Here is a 24,771-nt window from a genome sequence, read left to right as displayed (position 1 = left end):
CGACGGGGGTCCTTCCCACCGTCACGGCGATGGGGAACGAACGCGTGGGGTGCCCCACGGGGCACCCCACCGTCGTCCGCGTGTGACCGGACCGGCGTTCCCGCGACCACGGGAACGCCTTGGTTCAGCGCTTCGGGAACCGTCCCGTCCTGGCCAGCTCGGCGTACCAGTGACCGCTGTCCTTCACTGTCCGCTTCTGGGTCTCGTAGTCGACGTGCACGATTCCGAATCTGCGGGAGTATCCCCACGCCCATTCGAAATTATCCAGGAGCGACCAGGCGAAGTAGCCGCGCAGGGGCGCCCCGGCCGCGAGGGCCTCCTTGGCGGCTCTGAGGTGGCCCTCGTAGTAGTCGACCCGGTCACGGTCGTTGACCTCGCCGTTCTCGGTGAGGGTGTCCTCGAAGGCACAACCGTTCTCGGTGACGTAGAGGTCGATGCCGCCGGTCTCACCGGCCAGGCGCGTGATCACGTCGTACATGCCGGTGGGATCGATCTCCCAGCCCATGTGGGTGACGGGCAGCCCCTGGGAGACGTGCACCTCCTCGGGCTCGGCACCGAGCCAGGCATCGCCCTCACCGCTGACCCGGGCCGGGTCCAGGCCCTTGGCGGAAGCGGCGACGAACTCGGGCGAGTAGTAGTTGATGCCCAGGAAGTCCAACGGGGCCGAGGTGATGTCCATGTCACCGTCGAGGAGGAAGGAGAAGTCGCTGATGTCGGCGAGCTCCTCGATCACGTCCGCCGGGTAGCGGCCCTTGAACAGGGGGTCGGTGAAGATGCGGTTGCGCACACCGTCGGCGCGTCGGGCCGCACGGGCGTCCTCGGCGCTGGGTCCGTGGGGACGGATGACCGCCTGGTTGTGGGCCAGGCCCACCCGGGCGGGGCGTCCGGTGGAGCGGATCGCCTCGACCGCCAGGCCGTGGCCGAGCAGCAGGTGATGGGCGGCGGCCAGTGCCGCGGGGGCGTCCTTGCGTCCGGGCGCGTGGTGACCGTTGTGGTAGCCGAGGAAGGCCGAGCACCAGGGCTCGTTGATGGTCATCCAGTCACCGACGCGGTCACCGAGCGCCTCGGCGACGACCTGGGCGTAATCGCGGAAGCGGTAGGCGGTGTCCCGGTGCGGCCAACCGCCCGCGTCCTCCAGCGGCTGGGGCAGGTCCCAGTGGTAGAGCGTGGCCCAAGGCTGGATCCCGGCGGCCAGGAGGGTGTCCACCAGACGGTCGTAGAAGTCGATGCCGGCCTGGTTCACGGCGCCGCCGCCCTCGGGGATGATCCGGGGCCAGGCGATGGAGAAGCGGTACGCGCCCAGGTTGAGTCGGCTCATGAGGGCGACGTCGTCGGCGTAGCGGTTGTAGTGGTCGTCGGCGGGGTCACCGGTGTCGCCGCCCAGGACCTTGCCGGGGGTCTCGGCGAAGGTGTCCCAGATACTGCGGCCTCGGCCGTCCGCGGTCGTGGCGCCTTCGATCTGGAACGAGGCGGTGGCCGCCCCCCAGAGGAAGCCCTCAGGGAAATCGTTGCGGTTGCTCACTGTTGGTGTACGCACCTTCCATGACGAGGGGACATCGTTTTGGGAGCGCTCCCATAAAACAAACAGAGAAGTACTTTGATGTCAATCGACATTGCCCGCACCGCAACCCAACCGTTACGGGCCCAAGGCCATGGCGACGTCGGGTGTCTCCGGCCTTCGGACGGCCCGCTCTCCGGAAGTCGGGCGGCGCAGGGCGCTCCGCCGCCACGTCCTTCGACGAGGCCAGTCGGCGTGTCCGCAGAGCGTACCGTTCGCACGCCACCGCTCGGCGTCCGCCCGTATCGGTCGTCGTCCGATGTCGCTCGAAGGAGAGAGGAGGGCCGCGCAAGGGCCGCCCCGGGCGGTGTCAGGCCCGGCCGGCGACCCCTCAGCGTCGGGACAGTCTGCGCACCAACAGGTCGCCGAGGCTCTGCGCGATCTGGACGATCACGATGAGCAGGATGACCGTGGCCCATAGGTAGTGGTCGTTGAAACGCTGGTAGCCCTCGCGGATGGCCAGGTCGCCCAGGCCTCCGCCTCCGATGGCCCCCGCCATCGCCGAGTAGGAGATGAGGGTGACCACGGTCATCACCAGTCCGGCGATGAGGCCGGGAAGCGCCTCGGGCAGCATCACCTTGCCCACGATGGTGAAGCGGCGGGTGCCCATGGCGTGCGCGGCCTCGATGACCTCTCGGTCCACCTCCCGCAGGGAGGTCTCCACCAAACGCGCGAAGAAGGGGATCGCCCCGATGCTCAGGGGCACGATCGCCGCGGTGGGCCCCAGGGTGGTCCCCACCAGGAAACGCGTGAGCGTCAGCACCGCCACCATCAGGACGATGAAAGGCAGCGAACGGCCGATGTTGACGATGGCGCTGAGCACCGCGCGCACGGTCGGCGCCGGGGTGAGACCGCCCTTGTCCGTGGTCACGAGCAGCACGCCCAGCGGCAGACCGAACAGGAGACTGAAGACGGTCGCCCACCAGACCATGTAGACGGTGTCCATCGTGCCCAGCCAGAGGGTGGGCCACATCTCGGGCCAGGCCCGGACGAAGTCCACGACGGCGTTCCAGGCACCCGTGTCCTCGGTGGCCATGACGAGGCCGTCGACGGGGATGACGGTCACTTTCCGGCCTCCTCGACCAGCAGTCCCTGCTCGGCCAGGTAGGTCAGGGCCTGCCTCCGGCGCTCTCCGCGCAGGTCCACGCTCAGACGTCCCACGGACTGTCCGGCGACCTCCTCCACACCACCGCCGAGGATGTTGACGTCCACGTCGAACCGCCGCGTGAGCTCCGACATGAGCGGCTCGTCGTAGGAGCGCGGGTAGGTGACGTACACGGTGTCCGCGCCCCTGTGGGCGGGCAGGGGGAAGAGGGAACGGGCCAGCAGCGAGCCCGGTGTACCGATCAGGTCCAGGACCCGACCGGACTCGCGGAACTCCCCGGCCTCCATGATCGCCGCGGAGTCACAGATCCTCTTGATCACGTCCATCTCGTGCGTGATCAGCAGGATGGTCAGACCGAGCTCGTCGCGCAGCCGGCGCAGCAACGCGAGGATGGAGTCGGTGGTCACGGGGTCGAGCGCGGAGGTGGCCTCGTCGCTGAGCAGGACCTGCGGGCCCGAGGCCAGGGCGCGGGCGATCCCCACACGCTGCTTTTGACCACCCGAGAGCTGGGAGGGGTAGGCCCGTGCCTTGTCGCTCAGCCCCACCAGTTCGAGGAGTTCGCCCACGCGGGCCCTGCGACGTGCCCGATCGACACCGGAGACCTCCAGCGGGAACCCCACGTTGCCCGCGACGGTGCGCGAGGACAACAGCGCGAAGTGCTGGTGGATCATGCCGATGCCGCGACGGGCGGCGCGCAGGCGGGCACCGCGCAACGCGGTGAGCTCCTCGCCCGCGACGTGGACCGTCCCGGCGTCGGGTCGTTCCAGGAGGTTGACCGAACGGAGCAGGGTGCTCTTGCCCGCGCCGCTCTGACCGACCACCCCGAAGATCTCGCCGGGCTCGACGTGGAGGTCGACGCCTTTCAGAGCGGTCACCCGGCGCTTCTTCAACCTGTAGACCTTGTGCAGGCCCACTGCGTCAATCACGGTCTTCCCATCGACGTCTCGGCGGTGGTCTCACGGCGCCCGGGCGGGCGGAACCGGCGCGTGGGTTCGACGCCCACGCCCGAGCCTACGGAGCGGGCCCTGGACGAACGGCGGCGACTCGCCGCCGCGTGACGGCCCGGCCCGCCAGGCGGTGTCGGCCCAGGTCCGAGCCTCGATCCCCCGGTCGCGCGTGGGATCGCCCACGATTCTCACTCAACCATGAACAATCGAGTTGGTTCGCCGTAAAAGCACCTTATGGCTAGGTTATGTAGGCCACATTGAGGTGCTCGTCGCACGGTGGAATCATCCCTTCTCTCCCGAATCCCCAGCCCGAGTGCCTACACTCATGACCGCCCCGTCCCTCTCAGCCTCGGCCCAGGCCCCCGGGCGCGAGCGAGAGAACCGGTGTCGCGGATCCGACTTCGACCACCGACCCGGTTCGGGAAACGACGAGAAGCAGTGCCCGCCCGCCCCGTGCCCACAGGGGGCGCACGGGACCGAGGAGCGACCACACCGTGCAGTCCGACCACCAGAACCGCGTGGACGATTTCGCCGACTTCTGGGCCTCCGACCCCGCCGAAACGGCCTGGGCCGACCGGGTCCGAGCACTGGCCGCGGTGTTCGCCGCGCCCACCGGCGCCGACCGTGTCCGCACCCTCGCCCTCGCCTCGGCCCTGCTCGGGGTCTTGCTGTTCCTCCCTCCCTCTCCGGCCACGGCGACACCGATGGAACCCGAGAGCATGAGCTCCCTGAAGGAGCGCGCGAAGGCCCTGAGCGAGGACTACCAGGGAGATCTGCGGGACATGGAGGGCGTCATCGCCGAGGCCGAGCGCGCCGAGGAACGCGCGGAGAGCACCCGCGAGGACGTGGAGGAGGCGCGGGCCCAGGTGCGGGCGTTGGCGGTGGCCACCTACACCAGCGGCGGGATCGATCCGTCGATGTCGCTGTTCGTCGAGGCCGAACCCGACGAGGTCATCGACCGGGCGGTGGTGATCGACTACCTGTCCACCAGCAACCAGGACAAGATCGACCAGCTCGACCAGGCGCTGAGCCGCGACGAGACCGCTCGGGAGACCGCCGAGGAGCGGTTGAGCGAGGCCGAGGAGGACCTCCAGGAACTGGAGGACCGCCGACTGGAGGTACAGCGGTTGATCGCCGACCATCCCGAGCAGCCGATGGGAGGTCCCTACAACATCACCCCGCGCACCGAGCAGATGCGCGAGTTGGTGATCGAGAAGTTCGGTGAGGGCCGGGACGTGGGCGGCGTGGGCTGTTACCGGGAGGTCGGCGGCTGGGTGGTCGGTGAACATCCCAAGGGTCGGGCCTGCGACTTCATGTTGCATCCCAGCGGCGGCACGCCCTCACAGGAGCAGATCGACCGTGGCTGGGCGATCGCGGAGTGGGCGAGGGAGAACGCCGACGACCTCGGGATCATGTACGTCATCTATCGACAGCAGATCTGGGACGTGCGCCGGGGGGACACGGACTGGCGCCCGATGGCCGACCGCGGCAACCTCACCGAGAACCACTTCGACCACGTGCACATCTCGATGTTCTGATAGGGGGACGAATCCCGTCTGTTGCGGGATTCGCCCCCCTCCCCCGGCGCCGGTGGACACCGCCCGCCCTCGTTCCGGCCGACGCCGACGTGTCGAGGGGCGGGCGAACAGGCGACGGAGCCCGCCCCGGCCCCGCCTACCGGAGGCAGGACACGGTTCCCCCCACCCTCCGGCCACGATTGCGTCACGTGCATGATGAGCTCCTGCACAATCGACACAAAACAGTGACGATTCCCCTCATGGCCCCCCACCCGACCTGCCCTTGACCCCATGCTCACAGCTAGGATGCAACACGTCCGGTCCCCCGACCGGGGGATACGCTGATCCACACCCGCCTCGGGTGGTCGGCCTCCCACGGTCCACGGAAGCCTCCTCACGGACACGGGGAACGCCCCGCCCCATGCCCCCGCACTCGCCCGCGGAACGGCAGCAGCGGTTGGTGCGCCTCCCCTCACACGATTCCCGGGTTCCAGCGCGAAAGTCACGGTACGGGAAGGCATGAGAACCCACAGGCGCACACATGCGTCCCAAAGAACACGGCCATCAGACACGGGCGAGGGGAGCCATGAGCGAAAACGGACCTTACAACCAGCCACCGCAGAACCCCTACGGTGGCGGGGACAACAGTGGGGGCCAGCAGCCCTACGGCCAGCCCCACGGCGCACCGTACGGTGACCAGGGCACCGGTGGTCAACCCGGTTACGGCGGCCAACCTGGTTACGGTGGGCCTCCGGGATACCCCGGGGCACCCGAACAACAGATGTACGCGGGCGGACAGCCTCCCTATCCGGGCGGTCCCGGCGGCCCCGGCGGGCCCGGGGGTCCGGGCTACCCGCCGCCGCCCCAGCAGCCTTCGGGCGGCGGGAGCAAGGCCGGACTGTGGGTGGTCATCGGCGGCGGTGCCGTCATCGTCGTCCTGGTGATCGCCGTCCTGGTCATGCTCGTCACCAACGGCAACGGGGACCAGGTCGCCGCGCCCGACCCCACCTCCCAGGACAGCGAGGAGGTCGTGGAGGACGACGAGGGCGGTGACGACCCCCAGCCCGCCCCCGACGCGGAACCCGCGGGTGAGCCCCCCTACTCCGTTCCGACCGAGCCCTGCGACGCCTTCACCGACCAGGTGGTCTCCGACTTCCTCATCCAGGACGGCGGAAGCAAGTCGGTCCGGGACGAGACCTCCTACTGTGACACCCTGGACGGCGCCGCACCGGAGGGCAACGACCCCGGCGGCTACGCGGCCTTCGAGATCGAGTACAGCACGCCCTACTCCGCCGCGGACTCCGTGGAGGCCGCCAAGTCCGACTACCAGAGCCGCGTGGACGAGGTCAACGGCAAGGGCCAGTACAACACCTTCTACGAGGCCGACAACGTGGAGGAGAGCAAGGACGTGGACCTCGGTGACGAGGCCCACTACGTCCTGACGAAGTACGACTTCCTGGGCGACGACATCCCCCAGGCCGTGCTGCTGATCCGCACCGCGAACCTCAACATCCGGATCGAGTACCAGCTGCACCCGTCCTTCAGCGGCGATGACACCGCCGAGGACCTGGTCATGCCCGACAACGTCGAGGAGATCATGCTCAACGCCGGCGCCGAGGCGCTGGCCGTGGTCGGCACCTGACCGTTCCGCACGACAGGACGAGGGGGTCGTGGCTTTGGCCACGGCCCCCTCGTCGTCACCCCGGTGCCCGGCGTCCCTTGGGAGCCGAGAGGCTTCGACGTCCCCGACGCGCTCGGGGCACCGCGCGACGCCCCGGCTCCGAGGAGCCGAACAGATCGGTGCGCGTCCGCGGACCGCCTCCGCCATGTCGCGCGGGGCCGGTTCGGCCTCGGCGTGGTCCCGTGCCTCGATCCCGAGGTCGAGGTCGACCCACCACAGGTTCGCGGCGTCGACGCGCGAGACCGTCGATCGCGGCGCCTCTTCGATCTCCTCCACCGAGCACACGCGCGGTGCGGGCACCGCTCCTGCTCATGGTCACCGCTTCCCGGCCGCCGGCCCTCGACCGGTTCACCGGTGCCTGTGGCGACGTCCGTCGCCCCTCGCCGCCGCGGCGCGGTCCCGGGTTCCCGTCGGGCCGCTCTTTCGACGCGTCCCGTCCCCTCCGGGGTCGGTTCGGTCCGTGGGAGGGCCCACGTACCTCCCGCGCCTGCGAGTATAGGAAGGCCCCCCTCGCCCTCCGTAGTGGGCGCACCCCTTTCCTCGTCGGTCAAAACGACGAGAACCCCGGCCGCATGACCGACGTCACACCTGACATGAAGCGTCCTGCGGGCGAACCCCCTGCTCCCCGCCGGTGTTCGTTCGACGATGAACGTGGAGATCTCCCCGTGAAGAAGCAGTCACCCCCCTCCATGGCGCCTGAGCATCCCCTCCTCACGGTGGTGGTGGCGTCGCTGGTCCTGGCCGGGATGGTGCTGCTGTCGGCGCGACCACCCTCCGTGTCCGAGCACTCCTCGTCGGAGAACGCCTCCGATCCCGCCTCCGAGGTCGCACAGACGCCTCCCGCGTTGGGGGAGCCCGACGGGCTGACCATGGTGGAGGCGGAGAGCGTGGTGGGGGTGAGCGAGGCCGAACTCTCCTACGACGGGGGCGTCCCCGCGTCGGTGACCTTCCCGGTCATCCCCAACGCCGAGCCGCTGACCGCCTTCCTGGAGCGTCGGCTCGGCGAGGAGGTGCGCGCTTTCGAGACGGCCGCCCCGGGCGCGGTCTCCTTCGAGGCCGCGTGGAACCTCACCACCGCCGGCGACGGTCTGCTCGGGGTCAGGATGACGCGGACCGAAACCGACTCCGAGGGCCCCAAGGAGGGGTACACCACCTACTGGTACGACACCGCCACCGCGGAGCACCACCCCTCCACCGCCCTGCTCGCCGGGCAGGAGGAGCTGGAGCGGCTCAACGAGCTGGTGCGTGAAAGGGCCGTGGGCGTCGGCGGGGACCACGGTGCCGTGGACACGAGCAGCATCCATCCGATCAGCGCCCTGTACGACTCGGTGGGGTTCAACCCCGACGGAGACCTGGTGGTGGAGTTCGACACCGGTCAGGTGGCCCCCGTGGAGGAGGGCCGCGTGCACGCGGTGATCGCGTCCGAGGAGGCCCGGGACCTGCTCTCCGAAGTGGGTGCGCGCGTACGCGACGCCGCGACGGTCGGTGTGGAACGCTTCGAGATCGCCGCTCCGCCCCAGGCCGACAAGGACGGCCGGCGGGACGACCGTGTGCCCGGGGAGCTGCCCGCGGTGGATCAGGACGTCGACTGCTCCGCCCCCGACACCACGTGCGTGGCCCTGACCTATGACGACGGTCCCGGAGGGCGTACTCCCGAACTGTTGGACCTCCTCGCCGAGTACGACGCGCGCGCCACCTTCTTCGTCTCCGGATACCCGATCATGGAGAACCCGTACACTGTGCGGCGCGCCTACGCCGAGGGGCACGAGCTGGCCAACCACACCCTGAGCCATCCGGACCTGGCCTCCCTGGGCCCGGACGGGGTGCGGTCGAACCTGGATCCCGTGCAGGCATTGGTGTACCGCGAGACCGGCTACACCATGGACCTGATGCGACCCCCCTACGGTTCCACCGACGAGGGTGTGGCGTCGGTGACCGCGGACATGGGACTGGCCCAGATCCTGTGGAGCGTGGACACCAACGACTGGAAGGACCGGGAGGCCTTGGTGGTCGCCTCCCGGGCGTTGGACGGTGCCTCGAACGGGGCGATCATCCTCATGCACGACATCCACGACACCACCATCGACGCCTCGCACACGATCATCAGGGAACTGGACGCTCGCGGGTACACCATGGTCACCGTCTCCCAACTCCTGGGCACGACGGTCCCCGGGGAGACCTACATCGCGGGGGTTCCCGAGCCGGGCGACGAGGTCGCCGACGACGTCTGAGGCCGGACGTCCCGGTCCGGGTTCGCCGACATGGGCTCACAACGGAGAGTCCCGCGACTTTTGCGGGGATCCGAGAGACGATGGTCTCCGGCGCTGGAGGGCCCGGACCGGCGGGTACGGACCGGGACGGATGTCCGCGTGCGAGGAGCAGTGGGCACCACTGACCCGTGGAACACCTTTCCGTCCCCCTCGGGGGCGGTGCCTCCCATCCTGTCGCCGGCAGCCGTGTGAGCACCGCTAGGGATAGGGGATCCGGTGTCGTCGTCGAGCCGAGCCAACGAAACCGTCCGACGTCGAGAGCAGAAAGGTCGTACGGCGCGGAGGCGCGGGACGAGAAGGTCCACCGCCGTGCTCACGGCACTGGTCCTCCCACTGTCGGCCTGCGGCACGGGGAGCGCGGTCACGGACCCCCCGGAGTCCGAACTGATCACGGTGGTGTGGGACGAGCCCGACGGGGCGGTCACGGAGTGGCGCGGTGGCGCCGACCACTTCGAGGATCATCCCTACCGGCCCAAGGGCCTGGAGATCGACGTGGCCTACCCACTGTTCGAGGGGGCCGAGGCGTTCGCCGAGGAGTTGGCCGCCCGGGTGGACCAGGAGGTGCGGGACTTCCGGGGCGCCAGTCGCGACCCGGTGAGTCTGGACATCGACTGGGAGGTCACCGCGGCGGGGAACGGGGTGCTGGGCGTGCGCCTGACACGGACCGAGGAGGACTACCACGGGTTGCGCCAGGGGTATGAGACGTACTGGTACGACACGGCCACCGGCCACACCGCCTACGCCACGGAACTGCTGGCCGACGACGCGGCCCTGGAGGAGCTCAACGGGCTCGTGCGCGAGGCGTTCGCCGGCGAGGAGAACGTGGACATGGAGGGTCTGCATCCGGTGTTGCGCACGTACGACTCCATGGGTTTCAACACCGACGGTGATCTGGTGGTGGAGTTCGACGATGGACACCTGTCCCCGTCCGTGGAGGGTCACGTCCCTTCCACCGAACCGGGTCGGATGGTCGCGGTGATCCCCTCGGAGGAGGCGCTGCCGCTGCTGTCGGACCTGGGTGAGCGGGCGAGGGAGGCGTCACTGGCCGAGGAGCCCGTGCCGGCCGTGGACGAGCCCGCCGCCCGACCGCAGTCCCCTCCGCCGGTGCCGGGGGTGATCACCACGGGCGATGAGGGCGTGGACTGCGCGAAGGCCAAGTGCATCGCGCTGACCTTCGACGACGGCCCGGCCGAGACGACACCGCACCTGCTCGACCTGTTGGCGGAGAAGGAGGTGACGGTCTCCTTCTTCCTGAACGGCGACCCGGCTCTGTCCCGCCCCTCCGTGCTGCGGCGTGCCTACGCCGAGGGCCACGAGATCGCCAGCCACAACGACCTTCACGAGCACATGCCGGAGTATTTCTCCGAGGAGGAACTGGTCGGCCAGGTGGCCGCGGTGAGCGCGATGGTCCGCCGACAGACCGGCCACACCGTGCAACTGTTCCGTCCGCCGTTCGGGGACAGTTCGCCCGCGGTGTTGAAGGAGATCGGCCGCCAGGACATGGCCGAGATCCTGTGGAGCCAGGACAGCGAGGACTGGACCGGCCTGAGTCGCGACGAGATCGTGGACAGCGTGGTGGAGGGGGCCGAGCCCGGGGCGGTGGTGCTGTTGCACGACACCCTGGCGCCGACGCTGGCGGCCACCCCGGAGATCATCGAGCGACTGCGCGAGGAAGGGTATGAGTTCGTGACCGTCAGCCGGATCTACGACGACCTCGAACCGGGGAAGAGCTACCCGCCCGAGGGACTGGGCGAGCCCGCCCAGGCGTGACCCCGGCTCCGGTGACGGGGACGTCCCCACCCGTCACCGAACGGCGTGTCCGAACGCGAACGTCGACGGTTCAGGGGGTGTCGACGGCCTCGGGAGCCGGGGCGGGCACCTGGGTCACGGGGCCGGTCCGGTCGCCGACGTCGGAGCCGACGGCCTCCTGGACGGAGCGGTAGCCGGCGGCGCGCACCAGCCGGGCCAGGCCCCGATGGACACGGCGGGGCCAGAGGGGGCCTCCGTAGACCAGACCGGTGTACCCCTGTACGAGGGTCGCTCCGGCCCGGATCCGGTCCCAGGCGTCCTGGGGCGTCTCGATACCGCCGACGGCCACCAGGGTGACACGGTCGCCCACGCGGGCTCGCAGACGGCGCAGTACCTCCAGGGAGCGACGCTTGAGCGGGGCACCGGACAGCCCACCGGCCCCCGCCCTCTCCACTTGGTCGGCGGGGGTCGCCAGCCCCTCACGGGAGATGGTGGTGTTGGTGGCGATGATGCCGTCCAGCCCCTCGGCCAGGGCCAGGTCCGCGACGGCGTCGACGTCCTCATCGGCGAGGTCGGGCGCGATCTTCACCAACAGGGGGAGCTCGGGGCGTCCCACCTCGACGAGGGCCTCTCGTACGGCGACCAGAAGGGGTCGCAGCCGCTCCACGCCCTGGAGGTCGCGTAGTCCCGGCGTGTTGGGCGAGCTGACGTTGACCACCAGGTAGTCGGCGTGGCGGGCCAGGCGCCGCGCGCTGAGGGCGTAGTCCTCGGGGGCCTCCTCCTCGGGGGTCGCCTTGGTCTTGCCGATGTTGATCCCCAGGATGGGCCGGCGCGCGCCCGATCGGTGGTGGAGACGCTCGGCGACCAGGGCCGAGCCCTCGTTGTTGAAACCCATCCGGTTGACGATCGCGCGGTCGGCCACCAACCGGAACAGGCGCGGTGCGGGGTTGCCCGGTTGGGGCTGGGCCGTGACGGTGCCGATCTCCACGAAGCCGAAACCGAGCGCGGCCAGTCCCGAAGGGCTCTCCGCGTTCTTGTCGAAGCCCGCGGCCAGCCCCAGGGGCCCGGGGAACTCCCGACCCAGAGCGCGCACCCTCAGTTCCGGTTCGCGCGGCCCGAGCACCCTGCCCATGACCGCGGCGGCCCCCGGAACGGCGGCCGCACCGCGCAGCGCGGCGAAGCTCAGCCTGTGGGCCCTCTCCGCGTCCATATGGCGCAGGACCGAGCGAAAGAAGATCTGGTAGAGCACGCTCATCCGTTTCCGTCACCCTCGCGTTCGGCGAGGTAGCGTTCGAGTTCGGCGCCGAGTTCCTCGGCGGTGGGCAGTCGGGTCTCGTCCTCGGCGAGCGGGAGCACGGGACGGTCCTCGGGGTCGGTCCGTGCGGACATGATGTCGTCGTACTGACGCTCCAGGTTGGCCACGACACGCTGGACCTCCGCGGAGGCCGCGACCTGTTCCTCGATGTCGGCGTCGGTCGTGCCGGCGGCCTCCTCCAGCGCACCGGTGGGCAGGACCAGACCGGTGGCCGTGGCCACGTACTCGGTGGCGGCGATGGCCGCACGCGGGTACGGAGACTGGGCCAGGTAGCTCGGTACGTGGACGGCGTAGCCGATGAAGTCGTGGTCCCTCTCACCCAAGCGGTACTCCAGCAGCGAGACGGCGCTGCCGGGCACCTCGACGCGTCCGATCCACGAGCTGTGGCCCTCGATCAGTTCGGGACGGGTGGCGTGAGGGGTGACCGTGATCGGCCGGGTGTGCGGGACCGCCATGGGGATGCCGTGCACGCTGACGGACAGCGTGACGGAGAAGTGCTCGACGAGCCCGATGACGGCGGCGCAGAAGCCCTCCCACTCCAGGTCCGGTTCGGGGCCGCGCAGAAGGAGGAAGGGGGACCCCTCCTCGTCGTGCATGCGGTACAGGGCGAGCTTGGGCGTCTCGTAGGAGGTCCAGGTGTTCTCGACGAAGGTCATCGTCGGTCGGCGCGACCGGTAGTCCACCAGACGGTCACCGTCGAAGGTCGCGACCTCCTCCGCGGTGAGTCGGTCGAACAGCGACGCGACCATCTGGCGTCCGGTGTGACCGGCGTCCACGAAGCCGTCCAAAAAGACGAGCATCGCCAGCCCGGCGACGTCCTCGAAGCCAGGGTGGAGTTGATACAGGTCTGCGGAATCACGCACCGGTTCTCGTCTCCAGAAAAAGTCGGGGTAGCGGGGACCGCGCTCATGCGGTGGTCAAGACTGTCGGGAGGCTCTGAGCGCCCCAGCCTGCCGCCGACCGGGGCGCTGTGTCCTGCTTGTCCACATTACCGACCCCGTGTCAGAACCGACGAGCCGTGCGGCCTCCGTCACACCGGCCCGAACCCGTGCTCATGGCGGTCGGCACGGCCTTGACGGCCAGGGAGGCGTTCCCGGGCCCCGCGAAGACCCCTTGAACCTGCCCGGCCTCCGGCGGGGCCTCGCGTGTCCGGTCAGCGCATCCCGAGCACCCTCAGGGTGCGCAGTCTGTTGAGGACGGCGGCGATCTCGTACCGGCGGGGCAGGACGTAGTCGCCACCGAAGTCCGCGCCGAGCAGGAGGACGCCCTCCCCGTCCAAGGCCCGCTCAAGGGAGTCCAGAGCCTCGCCGACCGTGCGCGTGCCGTCCAGGTGGCCTCCCCGGACGAGCTCGCGCAGAGCGAGTCCGGCTCCGGTGATCTGGCCGGGGTCGACGAACTGCTCGATGGCGCGCACGTCGACGTCGCTTTCGCCGAACACCAGCACGTCGGTGTCGCGGCGTTTGATCCTGCCCCTGCCTCGGGAGGTGGTGTCGTCCACCGAGGCGGGGTCGACCACCCGCGCGCGCGGTGGGGTGAAGTCGGCGTCGGTGCGTGCGCGGGCCAGCTCCCGGGCCCGTTCGGAGACATCGTGCGGATGGTAGGCGTCGAGCATGATCACCTGGTCGGCCACGTCGAAGTAGTCGCCGCTGCCGCCCATGACCAGGACCGTGGAGACCCCGTGGTCGCGGTACAGGGGACGTACGAGGTCGATGAAGGGGACCAACGGCTCCCGGTCTCCGTGGACGAGGGCCTGCATGCGTTCGTCACGGATCATCAGATTGGTGGCCGTGGAGTCCTCGTCCACCAGCAGCGTCCGCGACCCCGCCTCCACCGCCTCGCAGATGTTGGCGGCCTGGGAGGTGGACCCCGAGGCGTTCTCGGTGCGGAACTCGCCGGTGTCGGCCCCCGTGGGCAGGTTGCGCACGAAGGGACTGACGTCCACGCGCTCGACCCGGCGCCCCTCCTCCGCACGGATCTTGACCGCGTCCTGCCGGGTCACCACCAGTTCGCGACCGTCACCGGGCACGTGGTCGTGGACTCCACGTTCCAGGGCGTGCAGCAGCGTGGACTTGCCATGGAAGCCGCCGCCGACGATGAGGGTGATGCCCTCGGGTACGCCCATACCGCTCACGGTGCCGCGGTGGGGCAGCTCGACGCTCACACGCAGGCTCTCGGGGGAGGAGAAGGGCACCGCTCCCCGGGTCATCGGCTCGTCGCTGACACCGCTGCGCCTCGGCAGGATCGCACCGTCGGCGACGAAGGCGACCAGTCCGCGCTCGGCCAGCCCGGAGCGCAGGGTCACCGCGTCCGCCACGCTGTCGGCGAAGGCGACCGCCTCCTCCACGTCGATCTCCTCCCAGTCCAGTCCGTCGACCAGGTCGGGCAGGGTACGGCACAGTTCGCGCTCGGCCGTACGGCCGTCGATACGGCGACCGTGGCCCGGAAGGTCGATACCGATGCGCAGATCGATACCACCGTCGGTGAGTCGACAGGAGGAGCGTTCGATGACCTCCTGGCCTCCGGTGTCGATCCTGAGCAGCGACCCGCGCAGCAACCGGTGGGCCCGCCGCCCCAGGTAGTCGGCGGTGGCGCGGCGGCGTACCGGGTCGCCCCAGGCACTCTCGGGTACACCGCTGTCCGGAACGAGCACACGCACGCGCGAGGGCGGAGCGAAGGGGTCGGCCTGTACCCGCTGCACGGTCAGGGTGAAGTCACCGAAGTCCCAGTCCCCCCGAAGAGACTTGTAACGCCCGTAGGAGGCCCCGTCCATACGCAGGAGTTCCTCGGAGAGGCGGGCGTCGTCGCGTACTCCGCGCAGGGGCTCCGGTTCGGGTCTGTGCCCACCGCCGCGGCCTCCGCCTCCCCGCCGACGCCCCCGGCCGTCACCGTGACGTGAGTTCATCGTCCTCCCCCTGAGTGTGGCCTTGCGTTGCTCCGGTCAGGTTAGGGCCTCTCCCGACCCGCCGTGGCGGATCCCAGGGCGTCCTGCGCGCGATTTCGCCGGGACCGACGGGAGAGGTCCTGTCGCGGTGCTCCGGTCCGCCCTTCCGATACGGCTCCACGAGGAGGAACAGGAGGAGGACGGCACGGCCCCTTCCGGAAGAGCCGTTCGTCCGGTGGGGCCGTGGGCTCACCGGACGAACTCCCGTCCAGGGGGTCCTTCATCTCCCCGAGGTGAAGCGGAGACGAGACCGGCCCCGGTGGGGTGCCGGGGCCGGTCAGGGTGCGCCGCCCGCCTTCGGCACCAAGGGGGCGCGCCGAAGGCGGGAGACCGGCACCTCCCCGGGAGGGGTGGGGAGGTGCCTCGATTCAGTTCTACCGGAAGCGGGGGACACGCGCGGGAGAAAACTGAAATCTCCCGCACCCATGCAGAGCTCCGCGTTCTCACAGAGAGGCCAAGATATGGCGAATGCGGACACAATGCCCCCACATATCGGAGCCGTCACGTACGCGGGCACGTTCGGCGGGGACAGGAGGTGCCTCGCCTCACGCACGCAGGGCCGCGCGCAGGGCCCGGTCGTGCTCGTCCACGGGCGGGTCCGTCAGATCGTCGACGAACACCGCGACGAGCCGCCCCTCCCCCGTGGCGGTCCGGGCCAGCAGTTCGCGCCAGTGGTGCAGATTTGGATGGTCGTAGTCGGTACAGGCCTCGGCGGGGGCCAGTCCGGCCACGGCCTCCTCCAGAAGGTCGGTGGAGACGGGATAGGTGGCGGTGCCCCGTCGGTGACCGAGCGCACGGGCCAGCACCACCGCGGGCAGATGGTTGCCCCCCTCGTTGACCAGACCGAACACGGTCCCCTCGTCCTTCACGAGGCCGACCCCGTAGGCGGCGGGCCGCCGCCAACCGGAGTGTGCGGCCTCCAGGCGCTCACGGGCGGCGATGATCTCTTCCTTGGTGGCCCACTGTTCCATGGCGCGGCTCCTTGTCGACTGTCCACACCCTAGAGGTACAGGGTCCCCTTGGCCACGGACACCGCCCGCCCGCCGATCAGCACGCGCTCTCCCCGGTCCTCCAGGTCGAGGTCGCCCCCGCGGTCGGAGGCCTGGTGCGCGGTCAGACCGCTCCGGCCCAGACGTCGGGCCCAGAAGGGCGTCAGGACGGTGTGCGCCCGGCCGGTGACGGGATCCTCGGGCACACCGACGTTGGGAGCGAAGACACGGGAGACGAAATCGGGTCCCTCGTCCGCACGGGCGGTGACGATCACCAGGTGGTGGGGCAGCCGAGCCAGTGCGGCGATGTCGGGCGCCAGGCCACGGACGGTCCCCTCGTCGGCGAGTTCGACCAGAAGGTCCTCCCCTCCGCCCAGCCCCGTCCACAGAGGTTCGGCGTCAAGGGCCTCCGCCAGCCCCTCGGGCGCCTCGACCGGCCTGGGGGGACGGGCGGGAAAGTCCATCCACAGTTTCTCTCCGCGCCGGGTGACGGTGAGGATACCGCTGCGCGTGGTGAAGCGGTAGGGGCCCGGAACCCCGAGCTCGGCCAGGACGTGGGCGCTGGCCAGGGTGGCGTGACCGCACAGGTCGATCTCGACCGTGGGCGTGAACCACCGCAGCTCGTAGTCGGCCCCCTCCGCCTCGATCGGACGTACGAAAGCCGTCTCGGACAGGTTGAACTCGGCCGCCACTCCCTGCGCCCAGTCATCGGGGCGGGCCTCGTCCAGGACCAGGACGGCGGCGGGGTTTCCGGACAGGGGCCGGTCGGTGAAGGCGTCGACCACGCGGTACTCGGGCATGGGCCCAGCTTAGGTCGTGTTTTTTGCATCATTCCGGGCTCGCGTCCACCAGGCTGCCTCTCGCTACGCCTCTGCGCTCGTGAAGCACAACCAGGCTGAACTTCGCACATCGTCTTGCGAGAGATTGCCTGGACGGCCGCTCGCTGACCCGAAAGCCTTCTAAAAAACACTCCCTGGGAGCGAGCGCGCCACGCCCCTCTCCCGAGCACGCCTTACAAGGGCGGTTCGTCCAGGATGAACATGGTCTGGGTGCTCTTGACCTCGGGAATGCGCTGGAGCCGTTCCAGGACGAAGGTGCGCAAGGCCGCGGCGTCGGTCACCCGCACCAGCAGCAGCAGGTCGACGTCCCCCGAGACCAGGGCGGCGTGATCGACCTCGGGGATGTCGCGCAGGTAACCGCGGAAGCGTTCCCAGGAGTGCTGCTCGATACGCACCGACACGTAGGCGGACAGGGCCGTACCGTACTTCTCGGGGTCGATGACGGCGGTGAACCCCCGGATGACGCCCTCGTCCCGAAGCCGCTCCAGACGCGAGTAGGCGTTGGCCCGGGAGATGTGGGCCTGTTCGGCGACCGCGCGTATGGACATGCGCCCGTCGGCTCGGAGCAGGGAGATGATGCGACGGTCGATGTCGTCCAACTGCACGGCCATGTGTCTTACCTCATACGGCTCACATGATGGTCACATAAGAACATCAGGATCAACACGCCGCATTACCAGGCAGTTCGTCCAGCATCGGCGCGGGGATATCGACAATATGGGGTGATTGACCTCATATTCAAGACATGAAGCACACCGATGAGGGATCTCGTCAGGCTCCTCCGCTTCCGGCGGCAGAGCCCGTGCGCCTCCTGGACCGGCACGGCCGGCGTGTGGAACACCCTTTGTTCACCGCTCCCGATCCCACCCGGCTCACCGCCCTCCACCGCGCCATGGTCATCGGACGCCGCTTCAACCAGCAGGCCGGCACACTCGCCGGCCAGGGCCACCTCGCCGTGTACCCGTCCTCGACGGGTCAGGAGGCGGCCCAGGTCGGCGGTGTGCTGGCTCTGTCGGAGCAGGACTGGCTCTTTCCCAGCTACCGCGACAGCGTCGCCCTGGTCACCCGCGGGGTCGACCCGGTACAGGCCCTGACCCTGTTCCGCGGTGAGCGTCACTCCGGATACGACCCCCACCGCCACCGTTGCGCTCCGCAGGGCACCCCTCTGGCCACGAACGCCTCCCACGCCGTCAGCCTGACCTACGCCGCACGCCGCAAGGGTCGTGACGTGGCCGCGCTCGTCCTCATCGGCGACGGGGCCACCGGCGAGGGCGACGCCCACGAGGCCTACGAGTTCGCCGCCGTGTGGAACGCCCCCGTGGTCTTCCTCGTGCAGAACGACCACCGCGCGATCGACCTCTCGCCGCGACGACCGACCGGCCGGGGGCCGGTGGACCACCGCGTCGACGGCAACGACGTCGCGGCGGTGTACGCCGTGGTCTCCCGAGCCCTGGCCGAGGCACGGTGCGGCGCCGGACCCGCCATCATCGAGGCGATCACCTGCCGAGTGGACCCGCACACCGGTCCCCGGGCCCCGCACCGTCGCCGGGACGAGCCGGAGACGGCCTACTGGATCGAGCGCGACCCCCTGCTCCGCACGGAGGCGTTCCTGCGATCGGAGGGGATCCTCGGCAGCGAGGAGGAGACCGAGCGGGTCCTGGCCGCCTTCCACACGGACGCGGAGAAGGTCGCCGCACACGTGCGCGGGCGCGTCATCGGAGGGAGCGGGCCGTTCCCCACGCCCTCCTCCCGGCATCGTCCGCTCCGCGGTCCGGCCCTCGTCGGGCCGGCTGCGCCGAGAGCGGGACCGTGAATCGCGGAGGGTCCGATCGGCCCTTCGCCCTCTACCGAAAAGCCCCCCGACCACCGTGCCGAGACCCGAAGAGATCCGAACCCTCGGCGGCAACGGCGCCGACGAGCGAGCGGGTACGGACGGCCCCGACGGGCCGGCACGGGACGGGGCGGGGCGCACCGACCCGGTGTCGGTCCGCCCACGGCGCGGACGGGCCGGCACGGTCAACGGCGACCGACGGCCCGTCCTGCCTCCTCCGTCGTGGCGTGAGGCCGCCCCACGGTGATCACTCGACGTACGGCCGCCCGAAGGTCCGCTTCAGGCGCGGGTCCATGCCGTGCCGACCACTGCGTCGGTCCAGCAGTCGTCCGCCCTCGGAGGCGACACCGGCATGAGCCCCGGAGGGACGCCGGGTCCATACGGAGTACAGGGCCAGGAGCAGGACCGAGACGAGGGCCAGGACGAGCAGCCCGGCGCCGCCCGGCACTCCGTCCGCGCCCATGAGCCGGGAAGCGGAGAGATCGTTGGTCGCGCTCTCCGCGGTCACACCGCCACCGCCACCGTCACCGCCCGCGGTCCCGCCCTTCTCGCCCTCCCCCGGACCGGCCTCCTCCTGGTCGGTGTCGTCCCGGCCGGATCCGTCGACGGGCCCCTCGGGAGCCGCCTTCCCCGGCTTCTCCTGGGCGAGAACCTCCTCGGGGATCGGGGAGACCGCGTCCTCGCACGTGTTCTCGGGTTGTTGGAAGGGATGCGGGGCACCCTCCGAACCGTGTCCGTCACCCCACTTGGTGATGTAGTAGTCGACCTGGAGGTGACCGTTGCCGCCGCTGACCGTGTAGTCGGTGTCGTCCCAGGTCTGGCCGGTGATCTCGGCGAAGGTCTTACCGTCGATGTCGAGCAGCACGTCGCAGTCGTGGGACGGTGCGCCCGGGCCCCGGTCCCCGATGAAGAAGTCGACCTCGTGCTCCTCGTAGACGATGTAACCCTCGGTACCGAGCGGCCAACTGGGACTGGAGAACAGGCCCTTTTGCATGGGTTCGCCACCGGCGGGCATGCCCGTGTCCCCGTTGATGCCGGAGCCGTCGTCCCAGAAGTAGGTCGCGGTGACGTGGCCGTGCTGAATGGGAGTGTCTTTGCTCATGAGGTGAAAGCCGGGTCGACGACAGGGCCGAGAAGACCACCGGCACGCCGCACACGGCGGGCACGCTGGACGCGTCCCGCGAAAGGCGTGTCAGGACAGGGTTCTCCCGCGTCGCGGACGGCGATGGCGGGCGGGGACGGAAGGGTTCTCCGTCGGCTCGGCGCGTGGGTCCGCGCGGCCCTGTTCCCGTGGAAGAAGGGGTCTCGACTCCCTTGTGGCGCTCGGCCGACCAAGGGCTCGGCATCGGTTCATCGATCGCGCATCACGAACCGATCACGAGGGACACTAACCCATGCCAAGGCAAAGCGCGCAAGACCGCCAAGTAAATTGACTCAGCGTGTTCAGGACAATACCCCACGAACCAGGACCCGAGCGGGACCGAAAAGGGGAAAACTCCGGTCCAGGAGGGGTTTACGGGCCCGTCCGAGGACGGCGGACGGGCCCTGGGTGCGCCTCCTCACACTCTCTCCGGCCACCCGCCTGGGCGGAGCCCGGGGAACGCGCCGAGGCCACGGGGAGCGCCGCGGGGTGGCGGACACCACGCGGCGAGGCGAGGGTCAGGTCACCTGTGCCCGCTGGGCGAAGCGCTCCTGGCGCCATTCACCGGTCTCCACCACCTCCAACAGGGCCTGGGAGGCGTCCCACACGTCCACATAACTCAGGTACAGCGGGGCGAACCCGAATCGCATGACGTCGGGAGAACGGAAGTCGCCGATGACACCGCGAGCGATGAGCGCCTGGACGATCGGGTACCCCGCTCCCTCCTCGGGCTGCACGAGGGAGACCTGGCTGCCGCGCCGGGCGTGTTCGGCGGGGGTGATCGAGGACAGTCCCGCCTTGGCCGCGCGGTCCAGGAACAGGTCGGTCATCACCAGGCTCTTGGCGCGCACCTGGGTCAGGTCCGCCCCGGCCCAGACGTCCAGGCTCGCCTCCAGCGCCGCGTCGGCCACCAACGGCTGGGACCCGCTCAGGAAGCGCGACACCCCCGGCGCGGGCTCGTAGTCGGCGCTGAAGTCGAACGGGCGGGCGTGCCCGTGCCAACCGCTGAGCGGCTGGTCGGCCACCGCGTGGTGCCGGCGGGCGGCGTAGAGGAACGAGGGGGCGCCCGGACCCGCGTTGAGGTACTTGTAGGTGCATCCCACGGCGAAGTCCACGTCGCTGCCCGAGAGGTCGAGCGGGACCGCGCCGGCGCTGTGGCACAGGTCCCAGATCACCAGGGCGCCGTGTTCGTGCGCCAAGCGGGTGATACCGGGCATGTCGCGCATGGTGCCGCTGCGGTAGTCCACGTGGCTGAGCAGCACGACCGCGACATCGTCGGCGGCGAGCGCCTCGGCCAGTTCGGGGCCGTCGGGGTCCACACGACGGTGAACGGCCCCGGTCAAGGACACGGCGCCCTCGGTGACGTACAGGTCCGTGGAGAAGTTGCCCGCCTCCCCCAGCACCACCGAGCGGTCGGACATGCGCAGCGCCGCGACGAGCGTCTTGAACAGGTTGGCCGAGGTGCCGTCTCCCACCACGACCTCGTCGGTTCCGGCTCCGACCAGCGGTGCGATCTTGGCGCCCAACGTGCGCGGCTTGTCCCACCATCCGGCGTCGTTCCAGCTACGGATGAGATCCCGGCCCCACTCGCGTTCGACCATGTCGGCCACGCGACCGGGGGTGGAGCGCGGCAGCGCGCCGAGCGAGTTGCCGTCCAGGTAGATCACCCCCTCGGGGAGGACGAACTCCTCACGGAAGGCGGCGAGGGGGTCGGCCGCGTCGAGCGCGGCACAGTCCTCACGAGTGGTAGGGGTCATCGGGTCCTGCTTCCTGAAGGCTCGGAACGTTGCGGATGGGCGCGTGATCGGCGCACAGGCCGATCATGCGCCGGCGGTCCCCCCGACACCAGAGGGGGGTCAGATGGTGCTGCGAAGCGACCACAGTTCGGGGAAGACGTCCTGCTCGACGTGGCGCGCCAGCCAGTTCAGACCGCTGGAACCACCGCTGCCGCGCTTGGCCCCCATCGTGCGCTTGACGGCGAGCAGGTGGTGGTGACGCCACCTGGTCACCCGTTCGGCGACGTCGAGCAGCGCCTCGGCGAGCAGGAAGAGGTCGTTGCCCGGCCGGTCGTCGGCGTAGACGGCCGACCACGCCGCCTCGACCTCGGGGCTGGGCTCATAGGGCAGGGTCCAGTCGCGTTCGACCCGGTCGGCGGGGACGGAGAGACCGCGACGGTGCAGCAGGCGCAGTGCGGCGTCGTAGAGACCGGGGCGCTCCAGCAGATCCCTGAGGCGTCGTGCGACGTCGGTCATGCCCTTGTGCGGGCGGATCATGGCGGCCGACTTGTTGCCGAGCAGGAACTCCAGTTCACGGTAGCCGTAGGACTGAAAACCCGAGGCCTCGCCGAAGGAGTCACGGAAACGGTTGAACTCGGTGGGCGTCATGTCGGCGAGCAGGGCCCAGGAGTCGTTGAGCACGTCCTGGGCGTTGCACGCGCGCCTCAACCAGGCCAGGGCACCGGGGACGTCATCGGCCTCCAACGCCTCGCGGGCGGCCTCCCACCGCTCCCGCACCAGGACGAAGAGCAGCTCCATGATCTGGGTGGTGATGATGAACGCGGACTCGGCCGGCTCATCGGTGCGGGGCCTTTGCAGATCGAGGAGGGTGTCGATCCCCGTGTAGTCGACGTAGGGGGTGTTCCGGTCGAAGGACAGGGTGGGACTGTCCTGGTCGGCCTCGGCACGCTGTGTCCCGGCCGCCTCGACCCCGCCGGCCTCCCCGGCGTACGGACACTGCTGGGCGGTGGTGGAGAGCATGGGAACCCCTTGTCGGTCTGGTGTGACTGCCGCGTGCCCGCGGCACCTCGCGAAGGCGGCACCTCCGTGTACGGCGATCGCGGACACGAGGACACATCATGGGACAAAGGTCGCCGCGAAGGAATGGGCGGCGAGTACGCGAATCGCGCCTCGGGTTAGCATTCGTAAGCATTAGTGACTCTTGAGCTTGGGAACCAAAAGTATGGCACCACGACCGGCGATCCCGCTGGACGGCGTCGACCAGCGCATCCTCACCGAGCTCCAGCGGGACGGACGCCTCTCCTACAACGAACTCTCCCGCCGGGTGAACCTGTCGGCGCCCGCCGTCGCCGACCGCGTACGCCGCCTCACCGACCGCGGCGTGATCACCGGTTACCACGCGCACGTGGACCCGTCCGCGGCGGGGCTTCCGGTGACCGCGCTGGTGCGCATGGAGTGTTTCGGAGCCCACTGCCTGCTGCGGGAGCGCTCCTCACTGGAACTCCCCGAGATCCTGCAAGTGCACCGGGTGACGGGGGACGACTGCTGCGTGCTGTTCATCGCGGTCCGTTCCATGGAGCACTTCGAGGAGGTCATCGACAGGCTGGCCGCGCACGGCCGTCCCTCCAGCACCATGGTCATGTCGAGCCCGGTGCCCTGGCGTGCGGTGACCACGCCCGTGGCGGGACAGACCTGAGGCGGACCCGGGCCACGCCCGTCGGCCCCCGGAGCGTCGTACCCCGAAGAGCGACGCCTAGAGTGACGCGGGTGAGCGTTCTGATCGACACCCCGCTCTGGCCGGGGCCACACGACCGGCTGTTCGCACACCTGGTCAGCGACCACTCCTTCCAGGAACTGCACGCCTTCGCCCGCGCGCTCGGGCTGAGCCCGCGTGCCTTCGACCGCGACCACTACGACGTCCCCGAGTTCCTGCACGCCCGCGCGTTGGAACTCGGCGCCCGACACGTCGGCAGCCGCGAGCTGGTCACCCGCCTGCGTGCGTCGGGACTGCGTCGCCCCAAGGCCGCACGGGCACGCGAGCGCGTCTGAGCCCCGCCGCCCCGGGCGGGTCTTCTCCACGACGCTTCCGGACGCCGCTCAGACGGGAGGGGTCCCTCGCGAAGGCACGCGGGCGTCCGCCACCCCCATCCGGGGCAACAGACGTTCGGCCGGCCGAGCGCTCCGCCGTTCGTCCTGGTCGGGAACGCCCTCGTAGACGGCGTCATGGAACCAGAGCGCGTACAGAACGCCGTCGATGTCACGTGCCTGCGCCCAAGGCTCCCCGCCGCGCGCAGCGTGCTCTCCAGATGGGCGGGCGTGTGGTGACGGCGGTGCGGCTCGTCCCAGCGCCGCAGGAGCTCGGTTCCCACCGCGATCGCCTCGGGGGAGTTTCCGGCGAGCCCTCGCCACGCGGACCCGTCCGTCCAGCGAGGCCCTCAGATCTCGGAGGTGTCCACGAGTCCGGCCTCGTGGGCGAGGATGGCCGCCTGCACCCGGTTGCGCAGTCCCAGCCGGTTGAGGATGGCGCTGACGTAACTCTTGACCGTGCCCTCCACCAGGAACAGTCGCTCGGCGATGTCGGCGTTGGACAGTCCGGCGCCCACGAGCGCCAACACCTCCCGCTCGCGCTGGGTGAGCTCCTCGATCCGGGCGACGGCCGCCGCCTCACGAGCGGCCCGGGCGCCCCCGAACCGGGCTATCACCTGACGTGCCACCTGGGGGGACAGGTAGGCGCCTCCGTCGGCCACCGCGTGCACCCCGGTGATGAGCTCACGTGGATCACCGGCCTTGAGGAGGAAGCCGCCTGCGCCGTCACCGAGCGCCTGGGAGATGTAACCGTCCTCACCGAACGTGGTCAGAATGATCACCGAGGTGGAGGGGGCGACCCTGCGGATCTCGGCCGTGGCGGCGAGCCCGTCCATTCGCGGCATACGGATGTCGAGCAGGGCCACGTCGGGCCGGTGGGAGAGGACCATGTCCACCGCCTCGCGTCCATCGGAGGCCTCGGCCACCACCTCGATCCCCGGATCACTGCCCAGGATCGCCCGCACGCCGGCGCGGATCATCGCCTCGTCGTCCGCGAGCAGCACCCTGATCACGTCTGTTCCTCCATGGCCTTCCCCTCCTCGTCGGTCTCCTCCCGGCGCGCGCCG

At 70.1% G+C, this 24,771-nt stretch carries 20 protein-coding genes; 7 read left to right on the top strand and 13 right to left on the bottom strand.

Translation table 11 applies throughout. The features are described 5' to 3' along the window. Positions 1-124 precede the first annotated feature (124 nt). The 3 genes from PFX91_RS09625 to PFX91_RS09615 form a co-directional block, all read right to left on the bottom strand. Positions 125-1,522 carry a GH1 family beta-glucosidase gene (locus PFX91_RS09625; RefSeq protein WP_285730986.1) on the bottom strand — a complete coding sequence of 466 codons (1,398 nt, stop codon included), beginning with the start codon at positions 1,520-1,522 and terminating at the stop codon, positions 125-127. Between the two features lie 367 nt (positions 1,523-1,889). Continuing rightward, complete coding sequence (locus PFX91_RS09620; protein WP_285731103.1) at positions 1,890-2,594, bottom strand: methionine ABC transporter permease; 705 nt, start codon at positions 2,592-2,594, stop codon at positions 1,890-1,892. 26 nt (positions 2,595-2,620) lie between these two features. Further along, positions 2,621-3,577: a methionine ABC transporter ATP-binding protein gene (locus tag PFX91_RS09615; RefSeq protein WP_285731101.1), complete on the bottom strand. Its 957-nt coding sequence runs from the start codon at positions 3,575-3,577 to the stop codon at positions 2,621-2,623. A gap of 527 nt (positions 3,578-4,104) precedes the next feature. On the opposite strand from PFX91_RS09615, the gene PFX91_RS09610 reads away from it, so the two are divergent. The 4 genes from PFX91_RS09610 to PFX91_RS09595 all read left to right on the top strand — a co-directional run bounded on the left by PFX91_RS09610 (position 4,105) and on the right by PFX91_RS09595 (position 10,848). After that, positions 4,105-5,148 (top strand): coiled-coil domain-containing protein, encoded by a 1,044-nt coding sequence (locus tag PFX91_RS09610; RefSeq protein WP_285730984.1) that lies wholly within the window; start codon positions 4,105-4,107, stop codon positions 5,146-5,148. A 565-nt stretch (positions 5,149-5,713) separates the two neighbouring features. Then, complete coding sequence (locus PFX91_RS09605) at positions 5,714-6,769, top strand: DUF3558 domain-containing protein (RefSeq protein WP_285730982.1); 1,056 nt, start codon at positions 5,714-5,716, stop codon at positions 6,767-6,769. A 728-nt stretch (positions 6,770-7,497) separates the two neighbouring features. Continuing rightward, positions 7,498-9,039, top strand: a complete 1,542-nt coding sequence (locus tag PFX91_RS09600; RefSeq protein ID WP_285731099.1) for a polysaccharide deacetylase family protein — start codon at positions 7,498-7,500, stop codon at positions 9,037-9,039. 348 nt (positions 9,040-9,387) lie between these two features. After that, the gene (locus tag PFX91_RS09595) at positions 9,388-10,848 is read left to right on the top strand and encodes a polysaccharide deacetylase family protein (protein WP_502888292.1); all 1,461 of its coding nucleotides are present in this window, start codon (positions 9,388-9,390) and stop codon (positions 10,846-10,848) included. A 70-nt stretch (positions 10,849-10,918) separates the two neighbouring features. Here the strand turns inward: PFX91_RS09595 and PFX91_RS09590 are convergent, their stop codons facing one another. The 6 genes from PFX91_RS09590 to PFX91_RS09565 form a co-directional block, all read right to left on the bottom strand. Next, a complete protein-coding gene (locus PFX91_RS09590; protein WP_285730980.1) occupies positions 10,919-12,082 on the bottom strand; it encodes a quinone-dependent dihydroorotate dehydrogenase in 1,164 nt (387 codons plus the stop codon). Next, positions 12,079-13,005 (bottom strand): proteasome assembly chaperone family protein, encoded by a 927-nt coding sequence (locus PFX91_RS09585; protein WP_285730978.1) that lies wholly within the window; start codon positions 13,003-13,005, stop codon positions 12,079-12,081. Before PFX91_RS09585 ends, PFX91_RS09590 begins: the two co-directional genes overlap by 4 nt. Before the next feature lie 290 nt (positions 13,006-13,295). Next, positions 13,296-15,044: an ABC-ATPase domain-containing protein gene (locus PFX91_RS09580; RefSeq protein ID WP_285730976.1), complete on the bottom strand. Its 1,749-nt coding sequence runs from the start codon at positions 15,042-15,044 to the stop codon at positions 13,296-13,298. 584 nt (positions 15,045-15,628) lie between these two features. Further along, a complete protein-coding gene (locus PFX91_RS09575; RefSeq protein ID WP_285730974.1) occupies positions 15,629-16,054 on the bottom strand; it encodes a hypothetical protein in 426 nt (141 codons plus the stop codon). Positions 16,055-16,083: 29 nt separating this feature from the next. Beyond that, on the bottom strand, positions 16,084-16,872 hold the full coding sequence (locus PFX91_RS09570; protein WP_285730972.1) for a PhzF family phenazine biosynthesis protein: 789 nt from the start codon (positions 16,870-16,872) through the stop codon (positions 16,084-16,086). Positions 16,873-17,084: 212 nt separating this feature from the next. Further along, on the bottom strand, positions 17,085-17,522 hold the full coding sequence (locus PFX91_RS09565) for an Lrp/AsnC family transcriptional regulator (protein ID WP_285730971.1): 438 nt from the start codon (positions 17,520-17,522) through the stop codon (positions 17,085-17,087). A 134-nt stretch (positions 17,523-17,656) separates the two neighbouring features. Here PFX91_RS09565 and PFX91_RS09560 point away from each other — a divergent pair, with 134 nt between their 5' ends. After that, positions 17,657-18,724 (top strand): thiamine pyrophosphate-dependent enzyme, encoded by a 1,068-nt coding sequence (locus PFX91_RS09560; protein WP_285730969.1) that lies wholly within the window; start codon positions 17,657-17,659, stop codon positions 18,722-18,724. A 265-nt stretch (positions 18,725-18,989) separates the two neighbouring features. Here PFX91_RS09560 and PFX91_RS09555 read toward each other — a convergent pair whose 3' ends face one another. The 3 genes from PFX91_RS09555 to PFX91_RS09545 all read right to left on the bottom strand — a co-directional run bounded on the left by PFX91_RS09555 (position 18,990) and on the right by PFX91_RS09545 (position 22,639). After that, positions 18,990-19,844 (bottom strand): hypothetical protein, encoded by an 855-nt coding sequence (locus PFX91_RS09555; protein WP_285730967.1) that lies wholly within the window; start codon positions 19,842-19,844, stop codon positions 18,990-18,992. 557 nt (positions 19,845-20,401) lie between these two features. Then, complete coding sequence (gene kynU / locus PFX91_RS09550) at positions 20,402-21,640, bottom strand: kynureninase (protein WP_285730966.1); 1,239 nt, start codon at positions 21,638-21,640, stop codon at positions 20,402-20,404. A gap of 99 nt (positions 21,641-21,739) precedes the next feature. Next, a complete protein-coding gene (locus PFX91_RS09545) occupies positions 21,740-22,639 on the bottom strand; it encodes a tryptophan 2,3-dioxygenase (RefSeq protein WP_285730964.1) in 900 nt (299 codons plus the stop codon). 202 nt (positions 22,640-22,841) lie between these two features. On the opposite strand from PFX91_RS09545, the gene PFX91_RS09540 reads away from it, so the two are divergent. Both PFX91_RS09540 and PFX91_RS09535 read left to right on the top strand, forming a co-directional pair. After that, on the top strand, positions 22,842-23,315 hold the full coding sequence (locus PFX91_RS09540; RefSeq protein WP_285730962.1) for an Lrp/AsnC family transcriptional regulator: 474 nt from the start codon (positions 22,842-22,844) through the stop codon (positions 23,313-23,315). Positions 23,316-23,386: 71 nt separating this feature from the next. Continuing rightward, positions 23,387-23,668 carry a DUF4031 domain-containing protein gene (locus tag PFX91_RS09535; RefSeq protein ID WP_285730960.1) on the top strand — a complete coding sequence of 94 codons (282 nt, stop codon included), beginning with the start codon at positions 23,387-23,389 and terminating at the stop codon, positions 23,666-23,668. Positions 23,669-24,054: 386 nt separating this feature from the next. Here the strand turns inward: PFX91_RS09535 and PFX91_RS09525 are convergent, their stop codons facing one another. Beyond that, positions 24,055-24,717, bottom strand: a complete 663-nt coding sequence (locus PFX91_RS09525; protein ID WP_285730959.1) for a response regulator — start codon at positions 24,715-24,717, stop codon at positions 24,055-24,057. Between the last annotated feature and the right edge of the window lie 54 nt (positions 24,718-24,771).

This window comes from Nocardiopsis sp. ATB16-24, assembly GCF_030271535.1.
Taxonomy (GTDB): Bacteria; Actinomycetota; Actinomycetes; order Streptosporangiales; family Streptosporangiaceae; genus Nocardiopsis.
The sequence above is the reverse complement of the archived record's forward strand: the minus strand, read 5'-3'. Positions and strand labels throughout refer to the sequence as shown.